Annotated in this window: 16 protein-coding genes; 7 read left to right on the forward strand and 9 right to left on the reverse strand. The window is 57.5% G+C overall.

The genetic code is table 11. The annotated features are described in order from the left end of the window. Window positions 1–74: 74 nt before the first annotated feature. Window positions 75–221: a hypothetical protein gene (locus BV390_RS31110; RefSeq protein ID WP_155117247.1), complete on the reverse strand. Its 147-nt coding sequence runs from the start codon at window positions 219–221 to the stop codon at window positions 75–77. 15 nt (window positions 222–236) lie between these two features. On the opposite strand from BV390_RS31110, the gene tctD reads away from it, so the two are divergent. Together tctD and BV390_RS06705 are read left to right on the forward strand one after the other, a co-directional pair. Then, the gene (tctD, locus tag BV390_RS06700; protein WP_004864917.1) at window positions 237–911 is read left to right on the forward strand and encodes a transcriptional regulator TctD; all 675 of its coding nucleotides are present in this window, start codon (window positions 237–239) and stop codon (window positions 909–911) included. Beyond that, window positions 898–2337 carry a sensor histidine kinase gene (locus BV390_RS06705; RefSeq protein ID WP_004864915.1) on the forward strand — a complete coding sequence of 480 codons (1440 nt, stop codon included), beginning with the start codon at window positions 898–900 and terminating at the stop codon, window positions 2335–2337. Before tctD ends, BV390_RS06705 begins: the two co-directional genes overlap by 14 nt. Here BV390_RS06705 and nudI read toward each other — a convergent pair. After that, window positions 2314–2739 carry a nucleoside triphosphatase NudI gene (gene nudI / locus BV390_RS06710; RefSeq protein WP_004864913.1) on the reverse strand — a complete coding sequence of 142 codons (426 nt, stop codon included), beginning with the start codon at window positions 2737–2739 and terminating at the stop codon, window positions 2314–2316. The two genes, BV390_RS06705 and nudI, sit on opposite strands and share 24 nt — an antisense overlap. 229 nt (window positions 2740–2968) lie before the next feature. Here nudI and BV390_RS06715 point away from each other — a divergent pair, with 229 nt between their 5' ends. Together BV390_RS06715 and BV390_RS06720 are read left to right on the forward strand one after the other, a co-directional pair. After that, the gene (locus tag BV390_RS06715) at window positions 2969–3511 is read left to right on the forward strand and encodes a YfaZ family outer membrane protein (RefSeq protein WP_004864911.1); all 543 of its coding nucleotides are present in this window, start codon (window positions 2969–2971) and stop codon (window positions 3509–3511) included. 102 nt (window positions 3512–3613) lie between these two features. After that, window positions 3614–4810 (forward strand): nicotinamide mononucleotide deamidase-related protein YfaY, encoded by a 1197-nt coding sequence (locus BV390_RS06720; RefSeq protein WP_004864909.1) that lies wholly within the window; start codon window positions 3614–3616, stop codon window positions 4808–4810. A gap of 424 nt (window positions 4811–5234) precedes the next feature. Here BV390_RS06720 and glpC read toward each other — a convergent pair whose 3' ends face one another. From glpC to glpA, 3 genes are read right to left on the reverse strand one after another with little or no spacing between them, the layout of a single operon-like run. Next, window positions 5235–6413 carry an anaerobic glycerol-3-phosphate dehydrogenase subunit GlpC gene (gene glpC, locus BV390_RS06725; RefSeq protein WP_032699086.1) on the reverse strand — a complete coding sequence of 393 codons (1179 nt, stop codon included), beginning with the start codon at window positions 6411–6413 and terminating at the stop codon, window positions 5235–5237. Further along, window positions 6410–7669, reverse strand: coding sequence for a glycerol-3-phosphate dehydrogenase subunit GlpB (gene glpB, locus BV390_RS06730; protein WP_085396735.1), 1260 nt, complete (start codon window positions 7667–7669; stop codon window positions 6410–6412). The genes glpC and glpB overlap by 4 nt, the downstream gene beginning before the upstream one ends. Next, window positions 7659–9281 carry an anaerobic glycerol-3-phosphate dehydrogenase subunit A gene (glpA, locus tag BV390_RS06735; protein ID WP_032699088.1) on the reverse strand — a complete coding sequence of 541 codons (1623 nt, stop codon included), beginning with the start codon at window positions 9279–9281 and terminating at the stop codon, window positions 7659–7661. Before glpA ends, glpB begins: the two co-directional genes overlap by 11 nt. A gap of 270 nt (window positions 9282–9551) precedes the next feature. Between glpA and glpT the strand changes: the two genes are divergently transcribed. Next, on the forward strand, window positions 9552–10898 hold the full coding sequence (gene glpT / locus BV390_RS06740; protein ID WP_032686660.1) for a glycerol-3-phosphate transporter: 1347 nt from the start codon (window positions 9552–9554) through the stop codon (window positions 10896–10898). Between the two features lie 9 nt (window positions 10899–10907). After that, window positions 10908–11978: a glycerophosphodiester phosphodiesterase gene (gene glpQ / locus BV390_RS06745; protein ID WP_085396736.1), complete on the forward strand. Its 1071-nt coding sequence runs from the start codon at window positions 10908–10910 to the stop codon at window positions 11976–11978. Between the two features lie 83 nt (window positions 11979–12061). Here the strand turns inward: glpQ and yfaE are convergent, their stop codons facing one another. From yfaE to ubiG, 4 genes are all read right to left on the reverse strand, one after another. Further along, the gene (yfaE, locus tag BV390_RS06750) at window positions 12062–12316 is read right to left on the reverse strand and encodes a class I ribonucleotide reductase maintenance protein YfaE (RefSeq protein ID WP_004201692.1); all 255 of its coding nucleotides are present in this window, start codon (window positions 12314–12316) and stop codon (window positions 12062–12064) included. Next, window positions 12316–13446 (reverse strand): class Ia ribonucleoside-diphosphate reductase subunit beta, encoded by a 1131-nt coding sequence (nrdB, locus tag BV390_RS06755; protein WP_032686662.1) that lies wholly within the window; start codon window positions 13444–13446, stop codon window positions 12316–12318. The genes yfaE and nrdB overlap by 1 nt, the downstream gene beginning before the upstream one ends. Window positions 13447–13549: 103 nt before the next feature. Beyond that, complete coding sequence (gene nrdA / locus BV390_RS06760) at window positions 13550–15835, reverse strand: class 1a ribonucleoside-diphosphate reductase subunit alpha (RefSeq protein ID WP_032699089.1); 2286 nt, start codon at window positions 15833–15835, stop codon at window positions 13550–13552. Between the two features lie 356 nt (window positions 15836–16191). After that, on the reverse strand, window positions 16192–16920 hold the full coding sequence (gene ubiG / locus BV390_RS06770; protein ID WP_085396737.1) for a bifunctional 2-polyprenyl-6-hydroxyphenol methylase/3-demethylubiquinol 3-O-methyltransferase UbiG: 729 nt from the start codon (window positions 16918–16920) through the stop codon (window positions 16192–16194). Window positions 16921–17154: 234 nt separating this feature from the next. Between ubiG and gyrA the strand changes: the two genes are divergently transcribed. Further along, window positions 17155–19794 (forward strand): DNA topoisomerase (ATP-hydrolyzing) subunit A, encoded by a 2640-nt coding sequence (gene gyrA / locus BV390_RS06775; RefSeq protein WP_032686665.1) that lies wholly within the window; start codon window positions 17155–17157, stop codon window positions 19792–19794. Window positions 19795–19891 lie beyond the last annotated feature (97 nt).

Genomic DNA, 19891 nt, shown 5'->3' on the forward strand with positions numbered 1-19891 from the left:
CGGCTATCTGCGGGCTGAATAGCGGCAGACGGTGGGGAGAGCGATCGCCCTCTTTGTTCAGAGTGTTAAACCGCTTACAAATCAGCTGCGTCGATGTTGCATATTTGTTTCATTTTGTCATTCTCATCTTTTTGTTGCTCGTCGCGCTGTGATGGATGCTTGCGCCAATGGGTGACCACGGAACCAAAGTCAGTCCTGCCGATTGCCGTGCCGATAAACATGGAGATATCACCACAATGCGCCTTTTATTAGCTGAAGATAATCGTGAACTGGCCCACTGGCTGGAAAAAGCGCTGGTACAGGGCGGGTTTGCCGTCGACTGCGTCTTCGATGGTCGGGCGGCTGACCATCTGCTGCAAAGTGAAAAATACGCGCTGGCGGTGCTGGATATCGGGATGCCCGGTTTCGACGGACTGGAAGTGGTTCAGCGGCTGCGCAAACGCGGGCAGACGCTACCGGTACTGTTGCTGACGGCACGCAGCGCGGTAGCGGATCGGGTTAAAGGGTTGAACGTCGGCGCCGATGATTATCTGCCGAAGCCCTTTGAGCTTGAGGAACTGGACGCGCGGCTGCGGGCATTGCTACGGCGCAGCGAAGGTCAGGTGCATGAAGTACAGCAGCTGGGCGAGCTGGAGTATCGCGATGAGGGGTATTTTTTGTTGCGAGGACAGCGGTTGTCGCTAACCCCGCGCGAGCAGGCGCTATTGACGGTGCTGATGTTTCGTCGTTCCCGACCCGTCTCACGCCAGCAGCTGTTTGAGCAGGTCTTCAGTCTGAATGACGAAGTGAGTCCGGAAAGTATCGAACTCTATGTCCATCGGCTGCGGAAAAAGCTACAGGACAGCGACGTGCGGATTACCACGCTGCGTGGGCTCGGCTATGTGCTGGAGGGCGGTCATGAAGTGGGGTAAGCCGCAGTCGCTGTTTGCCCAACTGATGCTGTTTCTCGGGCTGCCGCTGGTGCTGCTGTGGGGATTGTCGGCATTCAACAGCTATGTGAGCGCGCTCCAGGCGGCGACGCAGGCCTATGACCGGACGCTGCTCTCCTCGGCCCGCACCGTGGCGGAACGGCTGGTGGTGCGCGAGGGGCGGCTGGAGGTCAACGTGCCCTGGGTCGTGCTGGATAGTTTTGAGCTCAACATGAACGACCGCCTGTATTACAAGGTGGTGGACCCGGACGGGAAGGTGATTTCAGGTTTTGATGATTTGCCCGCCATGCCGCCGGCAACCTCGCGCACGACGCTCTATCCGGCGCTGGCATGGTTTTACCACACCGAATATCGTGGCCAGGCCATTCGCGTGGCGCGGCTGCTGCAGCCGATCAACGAAGGGGGCATTCTCGGGATGGCGGAAATCTATATCGCTGAGACCCTGCAGTCGCGGCGCTGGCTTGCCGGGCAGCTGCTGTTCTCTTCCTGGGTATCGCAGGGGCTGCTGGTGCTGCTGACGCTGGTGCTGACCGGCTGGCTGCTGCGGCGCGTGCTGCGCCCGATGCGCCAGCTCTCGGCGCTGATGGTCCGGCGCGAACCTGGCCTGCTGACGCCGCTGCCGGAACTGCTGCCGTGGTCAGAAACCCGGCTGCTGATAGTGGCATTTAACCGCTATATTGACCGGCTGCGAGTGATGATTTCACGGCAGGAGCGCTTTAGCGCCGACGCCTCCCATCAGCTCAAGACGCCGCTGGCGGTTTTAAAGACCCAGGCCTCCGTCGCGCTGGCCAGCGATGACCCGCAGCTGTGGCGTGAAAGTCTGCAGGCCATGCGTACCACGCTCGATGGGACGATTATGTTGACCGAACGTCTGCTGCAGCTGGCGAGCGTTAAAGGTAAAGAGCAGGGGGATCGGGCCTTCCTGGCCGTCGATCTTCAGGACATCGTGCAAAACAGCTGCTTTTCGCGGATTACCCAGGCGCGCAGTAAAAATATCGACCTCGGTTATGAGGGCGAACGGTCCGCGGTCATGATCGCCGGCGACGGCGTCCTGCTGGCTGAGCTGTGCGCCAATCTGTTGGATAACGCAATTCGCTACACGCCGGCAAACGGAACGGTGACGCTGAGCCTGCGTCGCGATGGAGAAGGCGTCGTCATGGAGGTCGAAGACAGTGGCCCGGGTATTGAGGATGACCAGATTCAGCAGGCGCTGCTGCCATTTCAGCGCCTGGAAAATGTCGGGGATAACCCCGGTGCGGGTCTCGGGCTGGCGCTGGTGACGGATATTGCCCGACTGCATCGCAGTCACCCGCAGCTGCTGCGCAGCGAAACGCTGGGCGGCCTGAAAGTCAGACTGCGTTTTCTGGCCGCGGCGCCGGGTCGCTCAGAGCAGGCCTTTCAGGGTTAATGTTTTGCGGGTCGCGACGTTCAGATCGTAGCGGTGCAAATCTTGCGGTTTCACCCAGGCATACGCCTGAAACTCGTCGTTGAGGGTGATTTCGCGATTGGCGCTGAGGCAGTCAAAAATCAGGTAAATCATATATATCTCTTCCTGACGGCCGTCGGCATAGGTTTTGACCCGAATATCATCGCTGAAGGTCCACGGCGTAATCTGCGTCAGCTGCAACGCCTCGCCAAGCTCCTCACTAACTTCCCGACGTAGCGCCTCTTCAATACGTTCGCCCGGTTCAACGCCGCCGCCGGAAAGTGCCCACTGCCCGGGAAAAACGCCGCGATCGTCAGCCATTTTGCAGAGCAGATAGTGGCCCTCATTCTGAATCAGCGGGCAGACGATGGTCCTTTGGCGCATGGTGATCTCCTTGACTAAACGGTAGGAAAAAGGTGTTGGAGCACCAGTTTGCGAGCCGTCTCGCTAAACCGCAAGCTGCATTGTCCGTATTTAGCCGACGCTATCCGTAGCAACTGGTTACAATCACGAGAGTAAAGGTCATTTTAGTGCATTGATTCCTCAGCGTTCGGCAGTACAATTCTGCGGTTTTTGGGACTTTTTTGATTCTTGTTTTCTGGATAGAGTAAAAATGAAAAAGAGCATTTTATTAGGTCTTGCCGGCATGATGTTCGTCTCTACGGCGGCAAATGCCATCAGCGTAACCGGGCAGGCTGGCGAGCACTACACCAACCTTGGCGTCGGTTTCGGGACTGAGTCATCTGGTCTGGCAGTGACCGGCAACTGGATGCACAGCGACAATGACGGCGACGCGGCGGGTTTAGGTCTTGGTCTGAATATTCCGCTGGGGCCATTCCTCGCGACGGTTGGCGGCAAGGGCGTTTACACCAACCCGAAGAGCGGCGATGAAGGGTATGCGGCGGCCGTCGGCGGCGGCCTGCAGTGGAAAATTGGCGACAGCTTCCGTCTGTTCGGCGAATACTATTATTCCCCGGATTCACTCTCCAGCGGTATTCAGAGCTATCAGGAAGCCAACGCCGGTGCGAGCTGGACGATTATGCGTCCTCTGAGCATCGAAGCCGGTTATCGTTATCTGAACCTCGAAGGGAAAGACGGCAACAAAGACAGCACGATTGCAGACGGCCCGTACCTCGGCGTCAGCGCCAGCTTCTAATCCCGCAACGGCGCGAACCTTTCCCGCGCCGTATTCCTGTCTACTCCGCCTGCGCCTTGCGCTATAGTATTGCCACCTGGCAGGCAAGGAGTGAAGTGAATAATGATAAATGTGGAAATGCTGTCCACCGGCGATGAAGTGTTGCACGGGCAAATCGTCGATACCAATGCCGCGTGGCTGGCCGATTTCTTTTTCAATCAGGGATTACCGTTAACGCGCCGCAACACCGTGGGCGATGACCTTGATTCCCTGGTCACGGTGTTACGTGAACGCAGTGAACAGGCGGATGTGCTGATCGTCAACGGCGGCCTGGGGCCAACCAGTGACGATCTGAGCGCGCTGGCCGCAGCGACCGCCAAGGGCGAAGGACTGATTCTGCACGAAGCGTGGCTGGAAACGATGACCCGTTTCTTTGCCGAGCGCGGTCGCCCGATGGCCGCAAGCAACCGCAAGCAGGCGGAGATCCCCGCCAGCGCGGAGATGATCAATAATCCGGTGGGGACGGCCTGCGGTTTTGCCGTTCAGCTTAACCGCTGTCTGATGTTTTTCACCCCCGGCGTCCCGTCGGAATTCAAAGTCATGGTCGAGCAGGAAATTTTACCCCGCCTGCGTGAGCGTTTCCCGCTCTCTGCACCGCCGCTGTGTCTGCGTCTGACGACTTTTGGCCGTTCGGAAAGCGATCTGGCGCAAAGCCTCGATCCGCTGGAGCTGCCGCCGGGCGTCGTCATGGGCTACCGTTCTTCAATGCCGATTATTGAGCTGAAGCTCACCGGGCCGGCGGAGCAGCGCGAAGCGATGCTGGCGATATGGCCGGAAGTGAAAAAAGTGGCGGGAGAGAGCATGATTTTCGAGGGCACCGAAGGGCTGCCCGCGCAGATCGCGCGTTGTTTACAGGAGCGCCAGCTGAGTCTGACGCTGAGTGAACAGTTTACCGGCGGTTTGCTGGCGCTTCAGCTTTCGCGGGCAAATGCGCCGCTGCTGGCAAGCGAAGTCGTCCCTTGCCAGGAGGAGTCGCTGGCGCAGTCTGCTCGCTGGGCCGCAGAACGGCGGGTCAATCATTTCGCCGGTCTGGCACTGGCGGTGAGCGGCCAGGAAGCCGATCACCTGAATTTCGTCCTCTCGACGCCGGAAGGCACCCATGCGCTACGGGTCAAATTCAGCGCCACGCGCTACAGCCTGGCGGTTCGTCAGGAAGTCTGTGCCATGATGGCGCTGAATATGCTGCGCCGTTGGTTGAACGGTCAGCCGGTCGCCGGCGAACACGGTTGGATTAACGTCGTCGAATCTCTCTCGGTTTAAACAAACCTCTGCGTCGGGAACTCCTCCCGACGCGCGATCGGTCCAGCCGGTTGTACTTGCTTTTAAATATTCCGTGCGCCATCTCGCCTTTTCCTCCCGCCGAACGTCCACTCTGCTGGAATAGCGTCGCCATTTGAGGTCGCTGACAATTTACCCCCCGGACAACCGCAACACTGATTCCAGTACTCAGGATTGGAGTCCAGGATGCTGGAATCAAGTAAAGTCCCGGCGGCTGCACCTTACCGGGCCTACGAGATCCGCATATGGCGCCAGGCAGGTCGTCAGTCAGGGCGATGCTAATACCCAATTCGCAAGCACCCGTAGGCCGGGTCAGGCGTTAGCCGCCACCCGGCAAAAACACGGCGACAGTATTCACAGCGGATTTGTCATCGCCCATTGATTTCACTCGGTTCTGGCGCCGATATCAGGTCAGCGCCTGCGCCAGCAAAGTGATGGGATGTTCACAGCGTTTGCTGGTGGACATCTCGATTTGCCATTTGCAGGTTTCGCAATCGGTGATCACCAGGTCGGCACCGCTCTCCTCAATTTGCCGGAACAGCGGTGCGCCGATGGCCTGAGAAGAGGGGTAGTTTTCCGATTTAAACCCGTAGGTGCCGGCGATACCGCAGCACTGCGAATCCAGCACTTCCAGCTGTAAACCCGGGATCAGCCGCAGCAGTTCGAGGGTATACAGCGACCAGCCCATCTTCTCCATATGACACGGCGTGTGATAAACCACCTTCAGCGGCAGCGGCCGAAGCGGCAGGGTTCGCCCGGCATCAAGCTGGCGCCAGATCCAGCGGGTGGCCAGTTCAACCCGGTCGCGAAGGTCCTGATTATCGACATCCAGCAGATGCGGGTATTCGTCGCGCAGGGTAAAAGCGCAGGTTGATGAGGTGGCAATGACCGGCAGCGCAGTCTCTCGCATGGCGGCGACGTTGCTCTGCGCCTGGCGGCGGGCTTTGGCAAAAAAGCCGTTGGCGATAAGCGGCACGCCGCAGCATTTTTCTTTGCTTAACAGCTGTACGCCGGTGCCCATCGCGTTCAGCACGCGGATGAGATCGTGGCCAAGCTGCGGATGGTTGTAGTTGACGTAACAGCCGTGAAAAAACGCCACTTGCTCACTGAACTGCGCCTGGCGGTCCGCCTGCTGGCGGTAAGCCCGGCGAAAAGTGCCGAAACCGTATTTCGGCAGCGTTCGCCGGTGGTCAATCTTTAACGTCGCATCGAGCAGCCGGCGCACCGGCTTGAGGCCCGTTGCGACGTTGACCAGCGGGGCAAACGGCGTGGAGAGAGTGCCCATCAGGTCGGTATGGCTGAGGATAGCATCGCGCAGCGTCGGTTTTTGCTGGCTGTACTGCGCCCGTGCCCGCTGGATAATATCGCCAATTTTTACATCAGAGGGACAGGCGACTTCACAGCGCTTGCAGTTAATACAATATTTTAAGGCTTCGTCGTACAGTGCCCCGTCCTTCAGCCGCAGGCGCTCACCGTCCGGACCCGCCTGTTTCGGGCCCGGATAGCGGGGATTAACCCGGCTGACCGGACAGCTGGTCGTACAAACGGTACATTTAATGCAGCTCTCAAAGCGGGTATCGTTCATCGCGTGCCTCCGGCAAGGTCATGAATCTGTTTCGCGACGTGGAGCGCGGTGACCGCGCAAACGCCGCCGCCGCATCCCAGCTGGATGGCGTCAAAACCGCCCAGTAGCGAACCGATGGCGAACAGGTTGCCCAGCGGCTGGCCGTCGAGCAGCGGGCGCAGCATCGTATCCGTTTTCAGGCCGAAGCGTTGCCAGGGTTGCGAAGCAAAGAAATCGCGCTGATACCAGTTCTCGCGCGGGGTAGTCTGCTGAAGGTCGAGGCCGAGAATCGGCTCCCGAACGCGCTCTTTATCGGCGATCAAGCCATTGCTGAAGAAACTGCCGCTGGCCAGAACTGCAAAACGGGGACGCAGCGGAACATCGCCGTGCTGCCGGGTCCAGACTTCGCTGACGTTCCCCTCCTGATGGCCGATCCGCGTGACTTCATCGCCAGCCAGCCAGGTGCCACCGGTCCGAATAAAACGACGCTGAAGCTGGTTATGCAGGCGCATGCCGGGAACCGAAGGCGGCAGCGTCGGCAGCAGGCGCAGCGGGCAGGGCAGCTGTTCCTGTAGCCAGCTATACAGCCCGGCGTCGTTCAGACCGAAACAGGCGGGCATGATCAGCAGGTCGTGCGCCTGCGCCAGCGGACGTAACGCGGCGAGGAGCGCGGGCCAATGACACGGTTCATCGAGCATTCTGGCGATATTCACCGCGCGAAATTCGCTCGGGTTATCCCGCAGAACATCCAGTACCGGTAAGTCTATCTCGGTCGCCGTCGCTTTTACCCCCTGCCGGGTGAGCGAGGCGGCGGCCAGATGCGGCTGGAAGTCGGCGAACCCGCCGATACCCACGACGCCAACGCTTCCTGCGGAGAGTGGCGCCACGGGAACTTCCTGCGGCGAAAGCCACGTCGGGCGCAGGGTGCCCAGCGGCGTCACGCGCTCATGCGGTTGGCTGGCCTCGCCGCGCATCGCGATCCCGCTGGCGGCCAGCAGCGCCTCGGTTTGCGCGGCGTATGCCATCACCCGATCGGCGCCCAGCATGGCATAGGGATGTTCGGGATGCTGTTCTGCCAGGCGGGCGATCCCGTGAGCCACCTCGCTGACGCGTTCCCCATCGGGAAGGGCGCAGAGCAGATCCAGCGAAGCGGAAGAAAAGTGCAGCGCGCTTTGACCCCGACTGACGATGACGCAACGCAGGCCGAACTGATTAAGCGTGAGCCCGCAGAGCAGGCCCGCGAGGCCACCGCCGATAATCACGCTATCAAATTTCATCCTGAGACTCCTTTGGCAGCCCGCACAGTCCGAGATAGACCCAGCGGGTGAATTCACTTTCCCTGAGCGCATCGCCCCAGGCAATGGGCTGCACACCTTTCCAGCGCTCGTTTAAAAAATCGGAAAGCTGGGTCAGCGACTGGGCGGGAGTGGTGATGTTAAACCGTTGCAGAAGCCCGGCCGCCCGGCAGGCGCACAGCTCTCCCTGGCAGGTGCCCATGCCGATGCGCGTACGGCGACGTAGATCGAGCAGGCTGTTAACCGCTAAGTTTTCCACCGCGTACTGTACTTCTCCGGCGGTCACCATCTCGCATTCACAGATTAAGCTGCGATGCTGGCGGGTATCGCCCAGCCAGGCAGGCGTGCGGTCGCCGTGGCGGTAGAGGGCGGAACCGCGCAGCGGCGCGGGTAGCGAGATGATTTTTTTTACCGTGACTTCGGGGGGCTCCGTTGAGCCCGGAAGCGGAGTGTCGGCGGTAGAGCAGGGGACGCTGTTGCCCAGCTTACGACACACGGCATCCGTGGCCCACTCCGCCATCAGACGGTAGGTCATCAGCTTGCCGCCGGTAATAGTGATAAAGCCCTCCATGCCGTCGCGTCCGGCGTGGTCGAGCAGAACGATACCGCGGCTGACGCTGCGTCCGCTGGGGTCATCATCGCTGGCCACCAGTGGACGCACGCCTGAATAGGCGCGCAGCACGCGAGTACGCCCAAGTACCGGAGCCAGTTTTTCCCCTTCCCGCAGCAGGGTGTCGACTTCGGCCGTCGTGACCCGGTTGTCATCAATTTCGTCGTAAGGGATATGTTCCGACGTCGTGCCAATCAGCGAAATGGTATCTCCGGGCACCAGAATATCGGCATCGGCGGGTTTGCGGCAGCGGTTGATGACCTGCCGGTTGATACGGTGGTCGAGGATCAGCAGCGATCCTTTGGCCGGGAACATGGCGATGCGCAGATCGGCATATTCCGCGATCCGCTGTCCCCAGATCCCGGCGGCATTGACCACGACACCGGCGTACAGCGTGCGTCTCTCACGCTGTTGATGATCATAAAACTCGACCCCGCAAACGCGTTCTCCACGGCGGATGAGCCCGGTAATTTCACAACCGGTCAGAATGGTCGCGCCATGTTCCCGGGCGTCGAGCATGTTGGCTGCCGTAAGGCGAAACGGGTCGATGGTGCCATCGGGGACCTGAACGGCGCCGAGCAGAGTCGGATTCACGGTCGGCTCAATACGCAGCGCTTCCGCTGGCGACAGCTGGCGGGTCTCGATACCGGCCTGCTGACAGGCGCTGATAAAGGTCTGCTGCCAGGCCAGGTCGTCCTCGGGAAGGGTGATAAACAGTCCGTTAGTGGGCTCAATACAGTGGCGGGCGATGCGGCGCAGGATGCGGTTTTCACTGATGCATTCCCGGGCCGATTCGCCATCGGTTACGGCATAGCGCGCGCCGCTGTGCAACAGCCCATGATTGCGCCCGGTCGCCCCGGTGGCGATATCGTGGCGTTCCACTAACGTCACGCGCAGCCCACGAAGCGCACAGTCGCGCGCGATCCCTGCGCCGGTGGCGCCGCCGCCAATGATGATGACATCACATTCACCGCTATCGGCCATCTCCAAGTCCCTCTATGTTCGTTTTACGCCATTTAGCCATACAAATAGTGGGTATTGTTTGATTTCGAGCATATTCGCGCGTTATTCGAGCGGGTTATGTGATTTCATGCTCATAATGGAATGTTTTGTCATATTTTTGTAACAAAGCGTGCGATGTTTCACAGTATCCAGGGCCAGCTTTGCCTACCATCCCGGCTCATCAGAAGTGGGTGATTAGATTAGATTTTTCTTATCGCTGTCAGTAGAGAAGAGATGGCCACGGAGGCTGCTATGTTAACTATTTTTAAACCTGCGCCGCACAAAGCGCGTTTGCCCGCGGCGGAAATCGATCCGCTGTACCGCCGACTGCGCTGGCAAATTTTCATCGGTATTTTCTTTGGATACGCTGCTTACTATCTGGTGCGTAAGAACTTTGCTCTGGCTATGCCCTATCTGGTGGAGCAAGGTTTTTCCCGCGGCGATCTCGGTTTCGCCCTCTCCGGTATTTCGATCGCCTATGGATTTTCGAAATTCATCATGGGGTCGGTATCGGATCGCTCGAATCCGCGCATTTTTCTGCCCGCGGGGCTGATCCTGGCCGCGCTGGTGATGCTGGTGATGGGGTTTGTACCCTGGGCGACCTCCAGCATTATGGTGATGTTCGTGCTGCTGTTCCTCTGCGGCTGGTTCCAGGGGATGGGCTGGCCGCCGTGCGGGCGGACGATGGTGCACTGGTGGTCGCAGAAAGAACGCGGCGGCATTGTCTCGGTGTGGAACTGCGCGCATAACGTGGGGGGCGGGATCCCACCGCTGTTGTTCCTGCTGGGGATGGCCTGGTTTAACGACTGGCACGCGGCGCTGTATATGCCGGCATTCGGCGCGATTCTGCTGGCGGTGTTTGCCTTCGCGATGATGCGCGATACGCCGCAGTCCTGCGGCCTGCCGCCGATTGAAGAGTATAAAAATGACTATCCTGATGATTACAGCGAAAAGCATGAACAGGAGCTGACCGCCAGCCAGATCTTTAAGCAGTATATCCTGCCGAACAAGCTGCTGTGGTATATCGCCGTGGCGAACGTCTTTGTCTATCTGCTGCGCTACGGCATCCTCGACTGGTCGCCGACCTACCTGAAAGAAGTGAAGCACTTTGCGCTGGATAAATCCTCCTGGGCCTACTTTTTATATGAGTATGCGGGGATTCCAGGCACGCTGATTTGCGGCTGGATGTCCGACAAGGTGTTTAAGGGCAATCGCGGAGCCACCGGCGTCTTCTTTATGACGCTGGTGACGATTGCGACCGTTGTCTACTGGCTCAACCCGCCGGGTAACCCGGGTATCGATATGACCTGTATGATTGTGATTGGCTTCCTGATCTATGGCCCGGTGATGCTGATTGGCCTGCATGCCCTTGAGCTGGCGCCGAAAAAAGCGGCTGGCACTGCCGCAGGTTTTACCGGTTTATTTGGCTACCTGGGCGGTTCCGTTGCCGCCAGCGCGATCGTCGGCTATACCGTTGACTTCTTCGGCTGGGACGGCGGTTTCATGGTGATGATTGGCGGCAGCGTACTGGCGGTTCTACTGCTGGTGGTGGTGATGATTGGCGAAAAACGCCATCACCAACAACTGAAACAGGCTTAAGGAATGCGCATGAAAACGCTAGCCACAACGTTAATGACGGGGATTTTACTGGCCGGTTCTACTTTGAGCTTTTCCGCCTCTGCGGCGGATAAGCTTGTCATCGCCCACCGGGGCGCCAGCGGCTATCTGCCGGAGCATACGCTGCCGGCAAAAGCGATGGCCTACGCTCAGGGCGCCGATTATCTTGAGCAGGACCTGGTGATGACCAAAGACGATCGGCTGGTGGTGCTCCATGACCACTATCTCGATCGGGTGACCGACGTCGCGGAGCGTTTCCCGCAGCGCGCGCGGCAGGATGGCCGCTTCTACGCCATCGACTTTACCCTGGCGGAGATAAAATCGCTGCGGTTCAGCGAAGGGTTTGAGCCGAAGGACGGCAAGCATGTACAGACCTTCCCTGGCCGCTTCCCGATGGGGAAATCGGACTTCCGCATTCATACTTTTGAAGAGGAGATCGAGTTTGTTCAGGGGCTGAACCATTCAACGGGGAAAAATATTGGTATCTACCCGGAAATTAAGGCGCCGTGGTTCCACCATCAGGAAGGCAAGGATATCGCCGCCAGCGTCCTGCAGGTGCTGAAGACATACGGGTATACTCGCAAGCAGGATAAGATCTATCTGCAGTGCTTTGATGCTAACGAGCTCAAGCGTATTAAGCATGAGCTGGAGCCGAAGATGGGGATGGACCTGAAGCTGGTGCAGCTGATCGCTTACACCGACTGGAACGAAACCCGGCAACGCCAGGCGGACGGCAAATGGGTTAACTACAGCTATGACTGGATGTTTAAGCCCGGCGCGATGCAGCAGATTGCGCAATATGCCGACGGAATTGGCCCGGACTACCATATGCTGGTGGCGGCGAATTCCAGGCCGGGTCAGGTTGTGCTAAACGAGATGGTGAAAGAGGCGCATGAGAGCAAAATGCAGGTGCATCCGTACACCGTCCGGGCAGACCAGTTGCCGGAATATACCACGGATGTGAATCAGCTTTACGACCTGCTGTATAACCAGGCGGGCGTGGACGGGCTGTTTACGGATTTCCCGGATAAGGCGGTGAGCTTTTTGAAGGATAAACGCTGAAATTGCCGGGTGGCGGCTGCGCCTTACCCGGCCTGTGAACTGCGGTTTTACAGGTCGGGTTAGCGAAGCGCCGCCCGACACAATCACATCTCGATTTCTATATCACCCTTCGCCCGGCAGCAGCAGGGCAAAATCTCTCCCGGTTGGATAAACGCCAGCGGCTCGGTCAGCCAGTCAACCTGACCGGAAACCAGCCGCGTGCGACAGGATCCGCAATAGCCGGCGCGACACTGATACTCCACGTCGATATTATGTGATTCCAGGGCGGCCAACAGGGAAGGGTGTTCATCCTGACACTCAAGGCGAGTGTCAGAGATTTTCAGAAAAATGCGTTTCATCAGAGCTGGAAGTTGCTCAGATCGTCGGCATCGACTTCGGAATCGATCTGGCCAACCAGGTAGGAGCTGACTTCCACTTCCTGCGGCGCAACCTGCACGTTATCGGACACCAGCCAGGTGTTGATCCACGGGATCGGGTTGGAGCGGGTCTGGAAGGGCAGATCGAGACCCACCGCCTGCATGCGGATATTGGTGATGTATTCCACGTACTGGCAGAGAATATCTTTGTTCAGACCGATCATTGAACCGTCACGGAACAGATAATCCGCCCACTCTTTCTCCTGCTGTGCCGCCAGCACGAACAGATCGTAGCACTCCTGCTTACACTCTTCGGCAATTTCCGCCATTTCCGGGTCGTCGACGCCGGAGCGCAGCAGATTCAGCATGTGCTGGGTGCCGGTCAGGTGCAGCGCTTCGTCACGGGCGATCAGCCGGATGATTTTGGCGTTGCCTTCCATCAGCTTACGCTCGGCGAATGCAAAGGAGCAGGCGAAGCTGACGTAGAAGCGAATCGCTTCCAGCGCGTTGACGCTCATCAGGCACAGGTAGAGTTTCTTTTTCAGCTCGCGCAGGTTAACGGTGATGGTTTTCCCGTTGACGGTGTGCGTGCCTTCACCCAGCAGATGCCAGTAGCTGGTCAGCTCGATCAGCGTATCGTAGTAGTGGGAGATACCTTCCGCGCGTTTCTGGATTTGCTCGTTGGTGACGATATCGTCGAAGACCATCGCCGGGTCGTTGACGATATTACGGATGATATGGGTGTAGGAGCGCGAGTGAATCGTCTCTGAGAATGCCCAGGTTTCTACCCAGGTTTCCAGTTCCGGAATCGAAATCAGCGGCAGCAGGGCGACGTTCGGGCTACGGCCCTGAATAGAGTCCAGCAGCGTCTGATACTTCAGATTGCTGATGAAGATATGTTTTTCGTGTTCCGGCAGCGCCTGATAGTCGATACGGTCGCGGGAGACGTCAACTTCTTCCGGACGCCAGAAGAAGGAGAGCTGTTTTTCGATCAGCTTTTCGAAGATGTCATATTTTTGCTGATCGTAACGGGCGACGTTAACCGGTTGGCCAAAAAACATCGGCTCAAGCAGCTGATCGTTTTTCGTCTGTGAAAAAGTGGTGTATGCCATGAGTGGGGATCCTGTCCTGGAATTATACGCCGGGTGGCGCTTCGCTAACCCGGCCTACAATAGACCGTAGGCCCGGCAAGCAACGCGCCGCCGGGCAATATTATCAAATCTTACATGCGCCGCTTTCGCAGCCGTCGTCCTGGATGGACGGCGCCAGATCGTCCTGGGCATCTTCCGCGCCATCACGGGTGTTGTGATAGTACAGAGTTTTTACGCCGAATTTATAGGCATTGAGCAAGTCTTTCAGCAACTGCTGCATCGGCACTTTACCCGACTGGAAACGCGTCGGGTCATAGTTGGTGTTGGCCGAAATCGACTGGTCGATAAACTTCTGCATGATACCCACCAGCTGCAGGTAGCCGTCATTGTTCGGCATTTCCCACAGCAGCTCGTAGTTGCCCTGCAGTTTTTCGTAGTCCGGTACCACCTGACGCAGAATGCCGTCTTTCGAGGCTTTAATGCTGACATGTCCGCGCGGCGGCTCAATACCGTTGGTAGCGTTGGAAATCTGCGAAGAGGTCTCTGACGGCATCAGCGCGGAGAGCGTGGAGTTACGCAGGCCGTGCTCTTTAATGGACTCGCGCAGCGCTTCCCAGTTGTAGTGCAGCGGCTCGTTGACGATGGCATCGAGATCTTTTTTATAGGTATCGATCGGCAGCACGCCCTGAGCATAGGTGGTCTCGTTGAACCACGGGCACGCGCCCTGTTCAATGGCCAGCTCGTTTGACGCTTTCAGCAGGTAGTACTGAATCGCTTCAAAGGTTTTATGCGTCAGGTTGTTGGCGCTGCCGTCAGAGTAGCGTTTACCGTGCTTCGCCAGGTAGTAGGCGAAGTTGATTACGCCAATGCCCAGCGTACGACGGCCCATCGCGCCGCGTTTAGCCGCCAGAATCGGGTAGTCCTGGTAATCCAGCAGGGCATCCAGCGCACGCACCGCCAGTACCGCCAGCTCTTCCAGCTCGTCGAGGCTTTCAATGGCGCCAAGGTTAAAGGCAGACAGCGTACACAGCGCGATTTCACCGTTTTCGTCGTTGACGTCATCCAGCGGTTTGGTCGGCAGCGCGATTTCCAGGCACAGGTTGGACTGGCGAACCGGCGCCACCACCGGGTCAAACGGGCTGTGGGTGTTGCAGTGGTCAACGTTCTGAATGTAGATACGGCCGGTGGAGGCGCGTTCCTGCATCATCAGGGAGAACAGCTCAACCGCTTTGATGCGCTGCTTACGAATGCTGTCGTCTTTTTCGTACAGGGTGTACAGACGTTCGAATTCGTCCTGATCGGCGAAGAAGGCGTCATACAGACCCGGGACGTCGGACGGGCTGAACAGGGTAATGTCTTCACCTTTCAGCAGGCGGGTGTACATCAGTTTGTTGATCTGTACGCCGTAGTCCATGTGGCGAACGCGGTTGGCGTCAGTACCACGGTTGTTTTTCAGCACCAGCAGACTTTCGACTTCCAGATGCCACATCGGGTAGAACAGCGTCGCCGCACCGCCGCGTACGCCGCCCTGCGAGCAGGACTTCACCGCGGTCTGGAAATGCTTATAGAACGGAATACAGCCGGTGTGGAACGCTTCGCCGCCGCGGATCGGGCTGCCCAGCGCACGAATACGGCCGGCGTTAATGCCGATACCTGCGCGCTGGGAAACATATTTCACGATGGCGCTGGAGGTGGCGTTGATGGAGTCGAGGCTATCGCCGCACTCGATCAGCACGCAGGAGCTGAACTGACGCGTTGGGGTACGCACGCCGGACATAATCGGCGTCGGCAGCGAGATTTTAAAGGTGGAGACGGCATCATAGAAACGCTTGATGTAGTCCAGACGCGTCTCGCGCGGGTAGTTGGAGAACAGGCAGGCGGCAACCAGAATATAGAGGAACTGGGCGCTCTCGTAAATTTCGCCGGTGACGCGGTTCTGGACCAGATATTTGCCTTCCAGCTGCTTAACGGCAGCGTAGGAGAAACTCATATCGCGATCGTGAACAATGAACGAATCCATCTGCTTGAACTCTTCTTCCGTGTAGTCTTCCAGCAGATGAGTATCGTATTTACCTTTTTTCACCATCCTGGTGACGTGGTCGTACAGCGCAGGCGGTTCAAACTGGCCGTAGGCTTTTTTACGCAGATGGAAGATGGCCAGGCGCGCGGCGAGATACTGGTAATCCGGCGCTTCGCGGGAGATCAGGTCCGCGGCTGCCTTAATGATGGTTTCGTGGATATCGGCGGTTTTGATGCCGTCGTAAAACTGAATGTGAGAGCGCAGTTCTACCTGAGAAATCGAAACGTTATTCAGTCCTTCTGCCGCCCAATCCAGTACACGGTGGATTTTATCGAGATTAATGCGCTCGGTGCTACCGTCACGCTTTGTCACCAGCAGACTCTGATTCATGTGGATTATACCTGTCCGTGAGAGAAAATATCCCCCGCTTATCCACAGAACGCCGTTGTGACTAACTCTGTGGATAAATACTATATGTAGGGGGTTGTAGATAAAAGAAACGCTATATGGTGAGTATTTTAGTAAGGATTCTTTTGAGTACAAGGGTTGATTTTGACGTTAATTTGAGGTTGCGGAAGCGTAATGATCGCTAAGTCCACGCCGCATAAGGCCTGGCGGAGATGTCAATAAACTGGAAAATAAATATGAAAATTTGATCGAATGCTGATTTCTTCGACGGATGTAAAAATTACGCGGCTTGATGCCGCGCAATCATCAAATAATCATCATATGAAAAACTGCTGACGTTATGCGCTTTTCGCGGTTGTATGCAACATATAGTTAACATCTACGCCCGGCGCCAGCTTGAAGGTGTTGGTCAGCGGATTGTAATGCAGGCCGATGATATGCTGCTCTTTCAGAGTAGTCTGATCAACCCAGCCAATCAGCTCCGCCGGCTTAATGAATTTCTTCACGTCGTGCGTCCCTTTGGGCACCATTTTCATCACGTACTCAGCGCCGACTACCGCCATCAGCCACGCTTTACCATTGCGGTTAATGGTCGAGAAGAAGACCTGACCGCCGGGCTTCACCAGCCGTGCGCAGGCGTGCACCACCGATTGTGGATCCGGAACGTGCTCCAGCATTTCCATGCAGGTCACCACATCGTACTGACCGGCGTGCTTCGCCGCGTGCTCTTCTACCGTCTCCTGGACATACTTGACCTGAACGCCGCTTTCCAGCGCGTGCAGCTTCGCTACCTGCAGCGGTTCAAAGCCCATGTCGAGCCCGGTTACCGTTGCGCCTTCACGGGCCATGCTCTCGGCAAGGATGCCGCCGCCGCAGCCAACATCGAGTACCTTTTTGCCAAACAGGCCGCCAGAACGCTCCGCAATATAGCCAAGACGCAGCGGGTTGATACGATGTAAGGGCTTGAACTCGCCCTCTAAGTCCCACCAGCGCGAGGCGACGGCTTCAAATTTAGCAATTTCATGATGATCAACGTTGTGGGCCACCGGCTGTTTTTCGGCATTCATGGGCGCTTCGACTCCTTTTCTGTTCAGACCGCCGAGTATATCAGGTGACCGACATGAATAAACCGTCTATCCCCATCGCCTTTTGCCGGGACCCGATAGCGCGAATCGGAGCGCCTGCATTTGCCGCCACGATGCGGCGCGAAATTCATTGGGTATAGGTTTACCCGTATCACCGTGGCTGTGTTATAATTTGCGACCTTTGAATCCGGGATACAGTAGAGGGATAGCGGTTAGATGAGCGACCTTGCGAGAGAAATTACACCGGTCAACATTGAGGAAGAGCTTAAGAGCTCGTATCTGGATTATGCGATGTCGGTCATTGTTGGCCGTGCGCTGCCGGATGTCCGAGATGGCCTGAAACCGGTACACCGTCGCGTACTTTACGCCATGAACGTATTGGGCAATGACTGGAACAAAGCCTATAAAAAATCCGCCCGTGTCGTTGGTGACGTAATCGGTAAATACCACCCTCATGGTGATACCGCCGTTTATGACACCATTGTACGTATGGCACAGCCATTCTCCTTGCGTTATATGCTGGTCGATGGCCAGGGTAACTTCGGTTCTGTCGATGGCGACTCCGCCGCAGCGATGCGTTATACGGAAATCCGTATGTCGAAAATCGCCCACGAGCTGATGGCCGACCTGGAAAAAGAGACGGTTGATTTCGTTGATAACTATGACGGTACGGAACGTATTCCTGACGTCATGCCGACGAAAATCCCTAACCTGCTGGTGAACGGTTCGTCCGGTATCGCCGTCGGGATGGCAACCAACATTCCGCCGCACAACCTGACGGAAGTGATCAACGGCTGCCTGGCCTATATCGACGATGAAAATATCTCCGTCGAAGGGCTGATGGAGCACATCCCGGGTCCGGACTTCCCGACTGCCGCCATTATTAATGGTCGTCGTGGGATTGAGGAAGCTTACCGCACCGGTCGTGGCAAAATTTATATTCGCGCCCGCGCTGAGGTGGAAACCGATGCGAAGACGGGTCGTGAAACCATCATCGTGCACGAAATTCCGTATCAGGTGAACAAAGCGCGCCTGATCGAGAAAATTGCCGAGCTGGTGAAAGACAAACGCGTTGAAGGCATCAGCGCGCTGCGTGACGAGTCTGATAAAGACGGGATGCGCATCGTGATTGAAGTGAAACGCGATGCGGTGGGCGAAGTGGTTCTCAACAACCTCTACTCCCAGACGCAGCTGCAGGTCTCCTTCGGTATTAACATGGTTGCGCTGCACCATGGCCAGCCGAAGATCATGAACCTGAAAGATATTCTTTCTGCGTTCGTGCGCCACCGCCGTGAAGTGGTGACGCGTCGTACCATTTTCGAACTGCGTAAAGCCCGCGATCGTGCGCATATCCTTGAAGCGCTGGCGATTGCGCTGGCCAACATCGACCCGATCATCGAGCTTATCCGCCGTGCGCCAACGCCTGCGGAAGCTAAAGCTGGCCTGATCGCGCGTCCATGGGATCTGGGCAACGTGGCGGCGATGCTGGAACGTGCCGGTGATGATGCCGCGCGTCCGGAGTGGCTCGAGCCAGAGTTCGGCGTGCGCGACGGTCAATACTATCTGACCGAACAGCAGGCCCAGGCGATCCTGGATCTGCGTCTGCAGAAACTGACCGGCCTTGAGCATGAAAAACTGCTCGATGAATATAAAGAGCTGCTGGAACAGATCGCTGAACTGCTGCATATCCTCGGCAGCGCCGATCGTCTGATGGAAGTGATTCGGGAAGAGCTGGAAGCCATGCGCGAACAGTTCGGCGACGCGCGTCGTACCGAAATCACTGCCAACACCGCGGATATCAACATCGAAGATCTGATCAACCAGGAAGATGTGGTGGTCACCCTGTCTCACCAGGGCTATGTGAAGTATCAGCCGCTGACCGACTATGAGGCGCAGCGTCGCGGTGGCAAAGGTAAATCGGCCGCACGTATTAAAGAAGAAGACTTTATCGACCGCCTGCTGGTGGCCAATACCCATGACACGATCCTCTGCTTCTCCAGCCGTGGTCGCCTGTACTGGATGAAGGTTTATCAGCTGCCGGAAGCCAGCCGTGGTGCGCGCGGGCGTCCAATCGTCAACCTGCTGCCGCTGGAAGCTAACGAACGCATTACCGCTATTCTGCCGGTACGCGAATACGAAGAAGGCGTGAACGTCTTTATGGCGACCGCCAGCGGTACCGTGAAGAAAACCGCGCTGACCGAGTTCAGCCGTCCGCGTTCTGCCGGGATCATCGCGGTGAACCTGAACGAAGGCGACGAGCTGATTGGCGTTGACCTGACGAACGGTAACGATGAAGCGATGCTGTTCTCAGCCGCCGGTAAAGTGGTGCGCTTTAAAGAGAGCGCGGTCCGTGCCATGGGCCGTACCGCAACCGGCGTTCGCGGCATCAAGCTGGCGGGTGACGATAAAGTGGTCTCGCTGATCATTCCACGCGGCGAAGGCGCTATCCTGACCGTCACGCAGAATGGTTACGGTAAACGTACGGCGGCGGCAGAGTATCCGACTAAGTCCCGTGCAACGCAGGGCGTGATCTCCATTAAGGTCACCGAGCGTAACGGTTCCGTGGTCGGTGCCGTGCAGGTCGATGATTGCGATCAGATCATGATGATCACCGATGCGGGTACGCTGGTGCGTACGCGCGTGTCGGAAGTCAGCATCGTCGGTCGTAACACGCAGGGCGTTATTCTGATCCGTACCGCGGAAGATGAAAACGTTGTGGGTCTGCAGCGCGTAGCCGAGCCGGTTGATGACGAAGAGCTGGATGCCATCGACGGCAGCGTGGCGGAAGGTGACGACGAGATCGCGCCGGAAACTGACGCTGACGCCGATGATGACACTGTCGAAGATGAAGAATAATCTGCGCTAGTGGTGCGAAAAGGGCCGGGAGAGACTCCGGCCCTTTTTTATTTGTACGCCGCCCTTTATCCGACGCGAAATCCAGAGAGTATAACGT

The organism is Klebsiella sp. YJ (genome assembly GCF_002108615.1).
Lineage (GTDB): Bacteria > Pseudomonadota > Gammaproteobacteria > Enterobacterales > Enterobacteriaceae > Klebsiella > Klebsiella planticola.